Here is a 13,061-nt window from a genome sequence, read left to right on the forward strand (position 1 = left end):
ATTAAAATCTTGCTTCCACACGATAGATGACTTGACCCTTGTTTGAGAATTTCTCCTCATACTCTGTCATAACGTTACCTTCCAAACCATCCGCATGCAAATCTAGCCAAACTTGCTTCAAGACCATGCCATATTGAGAAAAACTAGCCAGGCTATACTCAAACAGACCACGATTATCTGTTTTGAAGTGGATTTCTCCCTTCTCAGGTAGGATTTCCTTGTAGGTATCCAAGAATGACTTGTAGGTCAAACGGCGTTTCTCATGACGTTTCTTAGGCCATGGATCTGAAAAATTCAGATAAAGCTGATCTATTTCTGCCGGTGCAAAATAGTTGGTCAAACTCGAGCCATCCACCTGCAATAATTTTATATTTGGTAAGCCAGCTTCAAGCACACGGTCCAAGGCATAGCTTAACACGGTCATTTGAATATCAATACCAATATAGTTAATATCTGGATTTTGCGCAGCCATACCTGTGACAAAACGACCTTTACCAGAACCAACTTCTATGTGGATAGGATTATTGTTTCCAAAAATCTCTGCCCATTTCCCCTTACACTCCTCTGGATTGGAGATAACATACTGGGGATTGTTTGCTAGAAGCTCACTCGCTCCCTTACGATTTCTAACTCTCATACTTCCTTATAGAAACTCTGACGGAATTGCCGTAGAGCATAAATTTCTTTATTTGCAGCCAAAACATTGTAGCTTTCTACATGCTTAGCTATTTGGTTTAGATAGCCAAGCTGGCCATACCAATAAACCTTATTTAATACTGTGCTGTTATATTTGTAGCCATAAGCCCGAAGCCACTCTTCCCAGGACTGACGAGGAATATAATGCGTCAAAATATAGGCAACATCCAACATCCGATCCGTTACACAAGCGGTCTCCCAATCTGTCAAATACACCAAACCAGACGTCGTTTCTACCCAGTTACTATGATGCAAATCTCCGTGAACAAATGTTGCCACCTCTTGACGGAATCTTGGTAGATTATTCAATAAATCTTGACAGATAGATTGCAGATAAGAATTCTGTCCCAATCTAGTTGGCGCCTCTTTTTGCCAACGATAAACCAAATCCTGAGGTTCCATATAGGTATAATTCATCTGCAAAGCCTGATTGAGCAAAATGCGAGAATAGTGCATTCTCACCAGTATTTGACGAATCTGTTTACTAGTCATATCTTGACGCTCCAAGGTACGACCATTCAACCATTCCTGCTCTACACGATGCCCCATTCCTACTTCACGATTTGCTGACAAAACGGGTGGTGTAATTTGCTCACGCGCAAGAGCAGACACTATCGGAGGCATCTCATACTTCACAAAGACTGGCGTTCCGTCTGACCGTAGGCCTTTAAACGCTTTGCCACTATTTCCTGCAATAGACTGTAATTGTAGCCCACTGGTATCAAACTGCATGCCTTTCCTCCTTTAAAAATTCCTTACTATTTTACTAATTTTCGTCTATTTAGTCAATCAATTTTTTTAATTTTAGAGGCAAATATATTTCATGCAAGAAAATCCCCACGAGAAGTAAGACGACTACCATCGCATTCTCTTTAGAAAATAGCAGAGCAAAGCCCAATTCCACCAGTAATAGACTATATAAAATCACTCTAAGCAAATTCTGAAGACCGATTTTCTTGGAATCTTTCTCCAGAGGATACAGTTGTGTTACATATTGATAATCATAATGCTTGTAAAGCCCCAACAACTGGAAGACAAGCAAATAATGAAAGACTAGAACTAGGCCGATGGATAACCACGATTCTTCAATGGCAAATAGGGACAAAATCGCCAACAACAGTAGACGTATCGTCAAGCCCAAGTAGTCTCCTGAACGCAAGAAAGCCCGTAAGTAGAGATAAAACCAAGTCTGTCTCGACTTGACGAGACGCAAGATTCCATTGAGATAGCTTCTCGGTTTAACAGTCGTACTGATTCCTTTAACCGTCGTAAATAAGGCAAAGAAACGTAAAATAGACTGTTTCCTTTTTTGTTCATCTTGAACAGCCTTAGACCAGTCCAATACTCCCTGTGACTGATAAGCCACTAATTGGCGCTTGACAAAAAGACATTTTAAAACCAACAAAGTAAGAAGACCAGCTACAATCATCCACACCGGTAAACCCAGTTTCAAATAGATTGGTAACAAAACAAGCTGAACCACCACCTGTATAGAGGACCAAAACAAGACCGTGCGTCTGGCTGCACCCTCGAGTCCTTGCAGAATATCTTTTTCCTTAGTCAATAGGAAGATTTGATCAGCTTCTTCTAGATAAGTCGCAATTCTTCCGGACACTAGTACCAGTAGACTGATTGCAATAACCACAAAAATAATCGGCAACGGATTCTCAGGGAATGACAACAATAATTGACGGTATTGCAAACTCAAAAAGCCTAGTAAAACCATGAGAACCAAAACAAAATGGTCATTCAGAACATAGCGCAGATACTTGGAACAACGATTTAAAAAATCTAGTCGGCGTTGTTGAAACAATTCTTTCATCCAGCCACTCCTTCTTGCGTCAAGGCCAGATAAATTTCATTCAGACTTGCACCATCCATACCAAATGCGCTTTGTAGCTCCTCCAAATTTCCAGTTGCACGGACCTGTCCCTGATGTAAAATCACAAAAGAGTCGCACATTTTCTCAGCTGAGTCAAGAACGTGAGTGGACATGAGGATTGAAGTGCCCTTAGATTTTTCTTCCTCCAAAAGAGCGATCAAGTCAGAGATAGCCACAGGGTCTAATCCCAGAAAAGGCTCATCAACAATCAATAGACTCGGCTCCACCATAAAAGCACAAATAATCATGACCTTCTGCTTCATTCCCTTTGAAAAATTGACAGGAAACCAGTCCAATTTCTCATCCAAGCGAAACAGTTTTAACAAGTGCTCGACACGTCCCCAAGCTTGCTCCCAGGATAAATCATAGGCCATTGCTACCACTTCCAAGTGCTCTTTGAGGGTTAGTTCTTCATACAAACTTGGTGTTTCAGGGATAAACCCAATCTTCTTCCGATAATTTTCAGCCCCTTGTAGCAAAGTTAGGCCGTCAATTGCAATCTGTCCCTGATAGGGGGTCAAAAGACCGATAATTTCCTTAATAGTCGTTGATTTCCCTGCACCATTTAAACCAATTAGACCAACTAATTGACCATCCTCAACGGTAAAAGATACATCTTTCAAAACTGGGATATTGACATATCCTCCAGTTACATTTTTTACTTCTAACATACATTTCTTCCTACAATTTGATATAATTATTATAACAAAAATCCTAGAAAGAGGTTGCCATTATGTCGGATTGTATTTTTTGCAAAATTATCTCTGGAGAAATACCAGCTTCAAAAGTCTACGAAGATGACCAAGTACTAGCCTTTTTAGACATCACTCAGGTCACAAAAGGACACACATTGGTTGTCCCTAAAAAACACTACCGAAACGTGCTTGATATGGATAAGGAAGCTGCAGCCACACTCTTTTCTGTTGTGCCAACCATCGCTCGTCAGTTAAAAGAAAAACTTGGAGCTAGTGGTCTAAACATCGTTAATAATAACGAGGAGGCCGCTGGGCAAACCGTCTTTCATACACACATTCATCTCTTACCACGCTTTAACAATCAAGATGGATTGAGCATTCAATTTAAAGCCAACGACCCTGACTTCCCAGCCCTGGCTCAACTGGCACAAGATCTCTATCTAGGAGAATAATATGAAACTTCGTAATATCATTTTAGCCGTAAGCGCCGCTACCGCCAGCTTCCTTGCAGTCACGCATCGGGATAAAATCGCTAAAGAAGTACAGGAAACCAAACAACTTCTATCAGATATTCAATTGAGCAAGGACAATATTCAGGAACAACTTGCCATTATCCAAAGTTTTCAAGAACCCTTGCAGGAAATGGCTTCTGACTTACAATATAAGACTCGAGTCTATCAGCAAAGTATTGCAGGAAACTTGGAAGAAATCCAACAGATTCTCAAAAAATACCAGAATGAGAATAGCACAAGACTAGGCAAAAAAACCAGCGCCACTTCTTAGAGTTCGTGTCAACGTCTCAGCGCAGTGGTTGATTGGGTTTAACAGTCTAGTGGACTGTTTGAACTCGCCTTGCCTGATTTTGTAAAAGTGACTTGCTTTGCAAGTATTATCTCCCACCTTGCACAGTCCATTGACTGTGCAAGCAATCTGGGGGTACGAACAGTCCAGTGGACTATTCGTACCTGAGCCTGAAAACAAAAAAGCGAAGTACATCAGCTGGTCACCTAGAAATAAGAAAGCATTGAGTTATGCCTGCGGCTCATTGCCTCGTACTAAAAGCAAACTAAAAGCCCATAAAAATAGAGGTTGCTTACAACCTCTATTTTTATGGGCTTTTATACTCGCTCGTCAAAGTATAGTCGAATGAATTAGCTTTCAGACAAGGAACTGAGGTGCAGGCTGCTAGAACAGCCTAGAGGCTGTTCTAGGTTGGAGATAAGACTTGCGAAGCTAGTTACTTTCGTAGAGTACGGCAAGCCGAAAGTGACGATGTATCAAAGTTAATTCAAATGACTATAATAAAAGAAAAACTGAATGACAACATTATTGTGACCCGTTTTCATCACCAAGTACTGGCTCTGTTGAAAAATCGGTTACCTGCTCTTCTGTTGTCACAGTCGTAGTAGCCGATGGACTCCCTATTTCTGGATCCAAGCTTTCTGCCCATGGACTTGCTTCTAACAACAAGAGATTTGTATATACATCATAAACGTTTATTGGACTTGGCAATCCCATCTGTCCTTCGTAGACCTTCACGTTTGTGACTAAGCCGGTATTTTCTTCTAAGCCGATAGATTTTTTCAAAATATTTTGCATTTCCAATAGGTGTTCGCTGGTTGGTAATTGATAATAGATTGCATCAACCATTTGATCCACACCGCGCAACTGATAGGAATTCAACTTGGAGACAGAGTCCTTGTACCCCAAGAGATTTGGAATTGTCGCAGGACTAATCTCAATGTTGGTTCGCATATTATTAGAAATGGCAGTCAGAATCTTCTTATACTGGGTAAAACCGTCTAACTGAAGGAGTTTTTTTATAATAGCCGTTATAACTTCACGTTGACGTCTCTGACGACCAATATCCCCCTCAGGATCATCATAGCGCATCCGAGCATAAACCAGCGCCTGTTCCCCATTTACCAACTGTTTCCCCGGCTGAACAATAGAGGTGTAGGCAGGCTCATGTTCCGAAATGGATATAGGGAAGCCAAGAGTATTGTTTACCTCAATACCTCCAACCGCATCAACAAGCTCAACCAGACCATCCATATTTATTTCGATATAGCGGTCAATGGTAATATCCATCATCTTTTCGATCGTGGCAATGGCCATCGGTGCCTGTCCGTAGCTATAAGAATGATTTAGTTTTTCAACCGTTCCTGAAGACTCCCCATTCGCTTCTGCAATCTCAACCATAATATCACGAGTCAAGCTCATCATATTGGTTTCCTTAGTCTTGGGATTAACAGTTACCAAAATCATCGAATCACTACGGCCACCCTCCCAATCTCCCCCGCGGGTCGCTTGGTCCATATCCACCCCCATCAGTAGGATAGTTAGGGGCTCTGTCGCATCAATAGGAGTGATTTCTTCCTCTCCATCTAGCTGCTTATAGGTTTTTGAAATAGTACCTGTAGAAAAATTTAACAAGCTGGCCCCGTATATTAAGCCGGCACCTAGTGTTAAACCAACAATAGCCAAAGACATTAAGAATATTTTTTTTCCAATTGTCATACTTCACCAATTAACTTGCCCATATAATAAAGATCAAGCCATTCTCCTTCATCTGTTCTAGCCCCACGTATCTGGGTTCCTTCAATGTTGAATCCTAGTTTTTGGTATAAATGTACTGCCGCCTCATTGCGAACCTGAACCGTTAATTCCAAACGCTTCAATACATCCATTTCCTCTGCCCAATGCAATACTTCCTCCAGTAAAATCGTCCCTAGACCGTGACCCCAGTAGGCTTTTTTTACTGCAATAAAAATATTTCCGATATGGCTAATGCGAAACTGCTTAGAGGACTTAACAGAAATTGCGCCGACGACTTCCGAACCAACCTTAGCCAACAGGCACAATTCACGAGGATTTTCAATTCCTGCTTCGAAGATGGTCTCCATTTCATCAACACTAAATCGAAAACCAGTCTCATCCATGACCAGATAATCCGTTTCTCTAGCAACTTGATTCATAAAATCAATAAAAGCTGCTGCATCAGCTGGTTCAGCTTCACTAAAATACACTTCTTTTTCAGACATTTTGGAACTCCTTCGCTAAATCGCTACTTTGAGCCCCATGAGATTCGACTGTCAATCGTCGACCATCTCCCTCTTTCTCTATACGAATGAGCAAATAGTCATCAAATAGACTGACATCCAGTAATTCTCCCCACTCGATAACCGTTAGACCTCCTCCATAGAGAAAATCATCCAAATCAATCGAGTCAGGGTCATCTCCAATTCGATAAACATCTAAGTGATAGAGTGGCATGGTCCCCTCATACTCTCGCACAATCGTATAAGTAGGACTCTTAATCATCTGTTCAATTTTTAATCCCTTGGCCAAACCCTTGGTCAGAGTTGTTTTCCCAGCACCCAAATCCCCTGATAATACTAGAACTTGATTTGGCTTACAGGCTTTTCCAATTCTCTCACCAATGGCAATCAATTCATTTTCATTCTGACTATACATGTCTTTAATTATACCATAGCCCCAGTAGTTTGTCATAGGTCTACTGGAAATTGTAGACAAATCAACAAAAAAAATCGCAAGCCAGAGCCTGCGATTTTGTTTATTCTACGCTGAAAAGATATGGGTAGACTGGTTGATTTCCTTGATGGATTTCAACCTCAACATCTTCAAATTGTTCTTCTAGCTGCTCAGCAAGAGTTTGAGCGAGTTCCTCATTACCATCTTCACCGATATAGATCGTTACGATTTCACTATCTTCATCGAGCATTTTCTCAAATGTAGCGACAAGTGTTTCCATCATATCTGGATTAGAAACCACAATCTTGCCATCAACCATACCAAGGTTGTCATTCTCATGGATTTCAAGACCGTCAATGGTTGTATCGCGGACTGCAGTTGTCACGCTACCACTTTTCACCTCTGCGAGAGATGCCGTCATCGCTTCAAAGTTGCTTTCCAAATCACGACTTGGATCAAAAGCAAGCAAGCTAGTAAAACCTTGTGGTAGGGTCTTAGTTTCCACAACCTTAACCGCAACTTCTGCAACCTCAGCAGCCGTCTGAGCAGCCATCAAGATATTTTTGTTGTTTGGCAACAAGATGACATTGCGGGCATTGACCAATTCAATAGCATTGACAAAATCTTCTGTTGATGGGTTCATGGTCTGACCACCTGAAATCACATAGTCAACACCTTGTGATTTGAAGATTTCTGTCAAACCTTCCCCAGCAGCTACCGCAATAATAGCATACTCTTTTTGTTCAGCCGGTTTTTGGAAACTTTCTTCTTTCTCAACCTGAGCTTCATGTTGCTCACGCATATTGTCCACTTTTACCTTGACCAAGCTACCATATTGAAGACCCGCTTGCATGACCAAACCTGGATCTTCTGTATGGACATGGACTTTAACGATTTCATCATCGTTGACCACAAGGAGGGAATCTCCAAGGTCGTTAAGGTAGTCACGGAATTCTTCATAATCAAAGTCCTTGACATAAGTAGGACCCTGGCGAAGAGCTACCATGATTTCTGTACAGTAACCAAAGGTAATATCTTCAGTCGCTACATGACCTGCAACTGACTTGTGGTGCTCAGCATTAATCATTTCAGACATAACAGCAGGTGTCGCCTCAAAATCTTCCGAAGCAATATACTCACCCGTCAAAGCTGACAAGAAGCCTTCATAAATGTAAACAAGACCTTGTCCACCTGAATCGACAACACCAACTTCCTTCAATACTGGAAGCATCTCTGGCGTTTTCTTAAGAGCACGATTAGCACCATCAAGAGTGGCACGCATGACCTCAACCGCATCATCAGTCTCTTCTGCCTTTTTCAAAGCTGCAGTGGCTGCCCCACGCGAAACAGTAAGAATTGTACCTTCAACTGGTTTCATTACAGCCTTATACGCCACCTCAACACCATGTTGGAAGGCTTGCGCCAAATCCTTACCGTCCAATTCAACCTTGCCTTTAACAGATTGACCAAAACCGCGGAACAATTGCGACGTAATAACACCTGAGTTTCCACGAGCTCCCATCAACAAGCCCTTAGAAAGAATTTGCGCAACTTCTCCAACAGTAGAAGCAGACTTATCTGCTACTTCTTTAGCACCATTGGTAATAGTCATCCCCATGTTGGTACCAGTATCCCCATCTGGAACTGGGAAAACATTGAGTGAGTTCACATATTCGGCTTGTTTATTCAGACGAGTTGATGCTGCCTGCACCATTTCTTGAAATAAACTAGTTGTAATTTTAGACACAATTATTCTCCTACGACTTTGATATTTTGGATAAAGACATTGACGGCATCTACAGAGATACCTAGTTGATTTTCCAAGTTGAACTTAACGCGTTCTTGGATGTTGCGAGATACTTCACTGATTTTTACACCGTAGCTCATCACAGTATAAACATCGACTGCAATGCGACCATCTTCCAAAGTCTTAATCACAACACCTTTAGAATAATTTTCTTTTCTCAAAAGTGCTTGAAAATTATCCTTGATCGCAGACTTACTAGCCATCCCAACAACACCGAAAATCTCAGTCGTAGCACCGCCAACAACTGTGGCAATCACGTCGTCAGTCAATTCGATTTGGCCGTCTTTAGTATTGATTTTAACAGTCATAATTCGTTACCTCAAATAGTTTTATCACTCCATTTTACCACATTTTCTGCTTTCTGTAAAAAACAAGCTTGTTACATCGGATTTTACAAAAAAAGAGTTCCCAAAGGAACCCTTTTCACAATTAACCTAAACGCTGTTTAGCATCTGCTGCACGTTGGAAAGCTTGTCCGACATAGTTGATACAGAGCATCATCACAAGGATGAAGATGGCTGCTGGCAACCAAATCCATGTCTTGTTTTCCAAAATATCTGCATTGCGGGCGTTGGCAATCAAGGTACCCAAACTTGGTACTGTCGATGGTAGACCGAAACCAAGATAAGTCAACGATGTCTCAATACCGATATTTCCCGCAAAGTTCAAGGTCAAGTTAACGATAATCAATGAACTTAAGTTTGGTAAAATTTCACGGAACATAATCATGAAGTCGCTTGTTCCCAATGTTTTTGATGCATTGACATAATCCAAGCTTGCCTCTGACAAAGTCCTTGTACGGAATAGACGAGCCTTGGCCGTCCAATAAAAGGCACTCATGATGAGAATGAAGTGATAGATCGTATAGTTCTTGATAACTGTTACGAACACAATGATCAACATAGTCACTGGCAAAATCATGATGAAATCGACAATACGCATCAAGAATCCGTCCAAACGACCACCGTAATAACCAGAAATCAGACCGATAGAGATACCAACAATACTAGTAATAATCGTAATGGTAAAACCGATAATGATCGAGTTACGAGCACCGATAATCAGCTGACCAAAGATATCTTTACCACCTTCATCTGTCCCCAAGATATAGCCATTAACACCTGGTTCCAAGTAACGTCCCAAAAGGTTGACTTTCATAACTTGTTCTTGATCCAACAGAAGCGCTCCGATAAAGACTGCCAAGAGAACCGTCACTAAAATAATTAATGAGGTCAATGCAAGTCGATCCTTCATAAACTCCCGCGCGATGACACGGAAGCCACCTGGAGGAGTTGAAGCAGATTGTACTTGTTTTTTATTTTCTTTACTCACCTTACTCCTCCTTCTATTTCACACGGATACGTGGATCCACGATACTCATGATAATATCTGAAATCAATGTCCCCAACAAGGTACCCATACCAAATATCAACAACAAAGCCAAGATGACACTATAGTCACGACTAGAAATAGAGTTATAGAATAACTGACCGATACCTGGATAAGTGAAAATATTTTCAATGAAGATAGAACCACCAATCAATCCTGTCAATTCATAGCCCAAGAAAGATGCAATTGGCAAGATAGAATTCCGGAAGATATGACGGTTATAAACAACTCTCTCAGGAACACCTTTGGCACGAGCTGTACGAACATAGTCCTGGCTCTTCGCATCGATAATCCCCGTACGAAGATATTGAATAGTTACTGTTGTTGACAAAATTGCCATTGTAATCGCTGGCAGAATCATATGGTGTAAGCGACTGAGAATGGCTGCAAATCCTTCTACACCACCGTCAATCGACCCACGTGTTGGGAACCAACCCAAACTAAAGCCAAACATCCAAAGCATAAGGATAGCAAAAACGAAAGTTGGAGTTGAAAATGTCAAAAAGTTATACACGCCAATGATTTTATCTGCAAGCGAGTTTTGGTAACGACCTGCAATCATCCCCAATGGAAGGGCAATCAAATAAGTCAACACCATCGTCAATAAAGACAACCAAATAGTGTTGTTTAAACGTTGCATGATAACATCAACAACTGGTTGTTTAAAAATAACACTCTGACCAAAATCTCCTTGCAAAAGATTGCCTACCCAACGGAAATACTGAACAGGGATTGGGTCATAATAACCTGCCGCAATCCGTTTTTGTTCAATGATTGCTGGATCAATATTGGGGTCAATCAATCCTGTAAAGGGATCCCCCGGCATCATCTTCGCAACAAAGAACGCAATGACACTCAAAATAATAATCTGCGGAATCATCATGAGTAAACGACGTAATACTGTTTTCCACATCTTAGTTCTGACCTCCTTCTGGAAGGGCTACTTGATGAGTTTCTGAGAAGGATCTCAAATCGTACACACGACCGTTTTCATCATAGTATTGACCTTGCATTTCTTGATATTCTTTTTCAGCAGCCAAACGCTTTTCTTTATTCTTCAATCGATTGAGTGGGTCAATCGTTGGAATAGCTGACAACAAACGTTTAGTATAAATGTGTTGTGGATTATTATAAATATCGTTCTTATTTCCTGTTTCTACGAAACGTCCGCGATACATGATGAACAATTCATCACACATGTGTTGCACAACACCGAGGTCATGGGAAATAAAGAGATAGCTGAGCTTAAACTCATCTTGGATACGTTTCATATAATTCAAGACCTGTGCCTGCACAGACAAATCCAAGGCAGAAACCGGCTCATCTGCAATAATCAAACGAGGATTACTAGCCAAGGCACGAGCAACACCGATACGTTGGCGTTGACCACCTGAGAATTCGTGAGGATATTTAATCAGAGCTTCTTCATTTAGACCGATTGTATCCAAGAGTTGAAGAACTTTTTTCTTTTCTTCATCTGGAGATAAACGGTCAAAGTTACGGATTGGTTCTGCAATGATGTCCAAAATACGTTTTTTCGGGTTAAAACTTGAAAGAGAATCTTGGAAAATCATTTGAACATCACGATTAAAGTTTCCTTTTTTACCACGTGATTTGTTGGTTACATCTTGTCCTTCATAGATAATCTGACCAGAAGTGGCACGCTCTAAACCGATAATTGCCTTACCAATGGTTGATTTCCCAGAACCTGACTCACCTACCAAACCATAGGTTTTTCCTTCTTCAAACTCAATATTAACGCCATCGACAGCATAGACATGATCCGTCACACGGTTAAAGAAGCCACTACGAATTGGATAATGGACTTTTAAATCTTTTACTTCAATAAATCCCACTATTAGGCCTCCCCTTCAAAATAGAATGTCTCATGGCAGGTACAACGAACAAAGTGATTTGGACCTACCTCGTGCATGCTCGGATTCTCTTCATGAGCCTCTGCTCCAATCCACGGAATACGCGGAGCAAAACGGCAACCTTTACGAACCATTTTTGTAATCGGTGGCACAATACCTTCAATAACATGAAGATCGCCTCCTTCGCTACCTGATTGAGGATTTGACTTCAAGAGCGAACGTGTATATGGATGTTTTGGATTGGTAAAGAGCTCTTCTACTGGTGCCACTTCAACAAACTGACCACCGTACATGACAGCCACACGATCAGCAGTCTCTGCAACTACTCCCAAGTCATGGGTAATCAAAATAATACCCGAACCTGTCTCCGCTTGAATATCATTTAAGAGATCCAAGATTTGTGCTTGAATTGTAACATCCAAGGCTGTTGTCGGTTCGTCCGCAATAATAATTGGGGGTTTACAAGACAAGGCCATCGCAATAATGATACGCTGACGCATACCACCTGAAAGCTCATGTGGATACTGTTTAAATGTCCGCTTAGGATTTGGAATACCTACCTGAGCCAAGAGTTCCAAAACTCGCTCTGTACGAGCATTGGCATCCAAATCAGTGTGATAGAACAGCGCCTCATCAATCTGTGCACCAATCGTCATCAATGGATTCAGAGAAGCCAAGGGATCTTGGAAAATCATACCAATATCATTACCACGTACCGTATTGTACTTAGCTTCATCCATACCAATCAATTCCATATCATTGTACTGGATGCTTCCTGTGATTTTGGTATTCAAAGGGTTATGCAAGCCCATAATGGTCGTTGCCAAAGTTGATTTACCACAACCAGATTCCCCTACAATTGCCAAAATTTCATTTTTTTGCAATGAGATGTCAACACCGTCAACAGCGTCAAAATAATCATCTCCAATACGGAAACCGACGTGTAAATCTTTAATGTCTAAAAGCGGTTTTTCGGTAGCCACGCTTTTTCCTCCTTTATGTGCCAGCTAATCAAGCTCAATCAATTCAATATCCTTATGATTATCAAGTTCATATAATGTTTGATTAACTGACTTTATATAACTACTCTAGAATAACATATTTCTATCAATTATCATTTGATAGCGGTTACCCAGAAGTAAAAAAAGTACTATATCCAATCATAAATCAAGACCATCCCTATTACTGACTCAATTAGAAATTGAGTAGGTTAATGTGATCCA

At 41.0% G+C, this 13,061-nt stretch carries 15 protein-coding genes and 1 pseudogene; 3 read left to right on the plus strand and 13 right to left on the minus strand.

Annotation, left to right across the window (positions count from 1 at the left end):
- Window position 1: 1 nt before the first annotated feature.
- From CWM22_11285 to CWM22_11300, 4 genes are read right to left on the minus strand one after another with little or no spacing between them, the layout of a single operon-like run.
- Complete coding sequence (locus CWM22_11285; protein ID AUC92436.1) at window positions 2-637, minus strand: tRNA (guanosine(46)-N7)-methyltransferase TrmB; 636 nt, start codon at window positions 635-637, stop codon at window positions 2-4.
- Window positions 634-1,428: a phosphotransferase gene (locus CWM22_11290; protein ID AUC92437.1), complete on the minus strand. Its 795-nt coding sequence runs from the start codon at window positions 1,426-1,428 to the stop codon at window positions 634-636. The genes CWM22_11285 and CWM22_11290 overlap by 4 nt, the downstream gene beginning before the upstream one ends.
- 49 nt (window positions 1,429-1,477) lie before the next feature.
- A complete protein-coding gene (locus CWM22_11295) occupies window positions 1,478-2,518 on the minus strand; it encodes a multidrug ABC transporter permease (GenBank protein AUC92438.1) in 1,041 nt (346 codons plus the stop codon).
- A complete protein-coding gene (locus CWM22_11300; GenBank protein AUC92439.1) occupies window positions 2,515-3,249 on the minus strand; it encodes an ABC transporter ATP-binding protein in 735 nt (244 codons plus the stop codon). The genes CWM22_11295 and CWM22_11300 overlap by 4 nt, the downstream gene beginning before the upstream one ends.
- Before the next feature lie 62 nt (window positions 3,250-3,311).
- Between CWM22_11300 and CWM22_11305 the strand changes: the two genes are divergently transcribed.
- The 3 genes and pseudogenes from CWM22_11305 (at window position 3,312) to CWM22_11315 (ending at window position 4,301) form a co-directional block, all read left to right on the plus strand.
- Window positions 3,312-3,725 (plus strand): HIT family protein, encoded by a 414-nt coding sequence (locus CWM22_11305; GenBank protein ID AUC92440.1) that lies wholly within the window; start codon window positions 3,312-3,314, stop codon window positions 3,723-3,725.
- 1 nt (window position 3,726) lies between these two features.
- Complete coding sequence (locus tag CWM22_11310) at window positions 3,727-4,056, plus strand: chemotaxis protein (GenBank protein ID AUC92441.1); 330 nt, start codon at window positions 3,727-3,729, stop codon at window positions 4,054-4,056.
- An 87-nt stretch (window positions 4,057-4,143) separates the two neighbouring features.
- A pseudogene (locus CWM22_11315) lies at window positions 4,144-4,301 on the plus strand (hypothetical protein).
- Between the two features lie 298 nt (window positions 4,302-4,599).
- Here CWM22_11315 and CWM22_11320 read toward each other — a convergent pair.
- The 9 genes from CWM22_11320 to CWM22_11360 form a co-directional block, all read right to left on the minus strand.
- Window positions 4,600-5,793, minus strand: coding sequence for a LytR family transcriptional regulator (locus CWM22_11320; protein AUC92442.1), 1,194 nt, complete (start codon window positions 5,791-5,793; stop codon window positions 4,600-4,602).
- The gene (locus CWM22_11325; protein AUC92443.1) at window positions 5,790-6,317 is read right to left on the minus strand and encodes an N-acetyltransferase; all 528 of its coding nucleotides are present in this window, start codon (window positions 6,315-6,317) and stop codon (window positions 5,790-5,792) included. Before CWM22_11325 ends, CWM22_11320 begins: the two co-directional genes overlap by 4 nt.
- Window positions 6,310-6,750, minus strand: coding sequence for a tRNA (adenosine(37)-N6)-threonylcarbamoyltransferase complex ATPase subunit type 1 TsaE (locus tag CWM22_11330; GenBank protein AUC92896.1), 441 nt, complete (start codon window positions 6,748-6,750; stop codon window positions 6,310-6,312). The genes CWM22_11325 and CWM22_11330 overlap by 8 nt, the downstream gene beginning before the upstream one ends.
- 100 nt (window positions 6,751-6,850) lie before the next feature.
- A complete protein-coding gene (locus CWM22_11335; protein ID AUC92444.1) occupies window positions 6,851-8,515 on the minus strand; it encodes a hypothetical protein in 1,665 nt (554 codons plus the stop codon).
- Window positions 8,516-8,517: 2 nt separating this feature from the next.
- On the minus strand, window positions 8,518-8,883 hold the full coding sequence (locus CWM22_11340; protein AUC92445.1) for an Asp23/Gls24 family envelope stress response protein: 366 nt from the start codon (window positions 8,881-8,883) through the stop codon (window positions 8,518-8,520).
- 121 nt (window positions 8,884-9,004) lie between these two features.
- Window positions 9,005-9,907, minus strand: coding sequence for an ABC transporter permease (locus tag CWM22_11345; protein AUC92446.1), 903 nt, complete (start codon window positions 9,905-9,907; stop codon window positions 9,005-9,007).
- 13 nt (window positions 9,908-9,920) lie between these two features.
- The gene (locus tag CWM22_11350) at window positions 9,921-10,877 is read right to left on the minus strand and encodes an ABC transporter permease (GenBank protein ID AUC92447.1); all 957 of its coding nucleotides are present in this window, start codon (window positions 10,875-10,877) and stop codon (window positions 9,921-9,923) included.
- A 1-nt stretch (window position 10,878) separates the two neighbouring features.
- A complete protein-coding gene (locus CWM22_11355; protein AUC92448.1) occupies window positions 10,879-11,820 on the minus strand; it encodes an ABC transporter ATP-binding protein in 942 nt (313 codons plus the stop codon).
- A 2-nt stretch (window positions 11,821-11,822) separates the two neighbouring features.
- Window positions 11,823-12,821 carry an ABC transporter ATP-binding protein gene (locus tag CWM22_11360; protein AUC92449.1) on the minus strand — a complete coding sequence of 333 codons (999 nt, stop codon included), beginning with the start codon at window positions 12,819-12,821 and terminating at the stop codon, window positions 11,823-11,825.
- Window positions 12,822-13,061: the final 240 nt, after the last annotated feature.

The sequence above is a fragment of the Streptococcus suis genome, assembly GCA_002831545.1.
In the GTDB taxonomy this organism is placed as follows: Bacteria; Bacillota; Bacilli; order Lactobacillales; family Streptococcaceae; genus Streptococcus; species Streptococcus suis_P.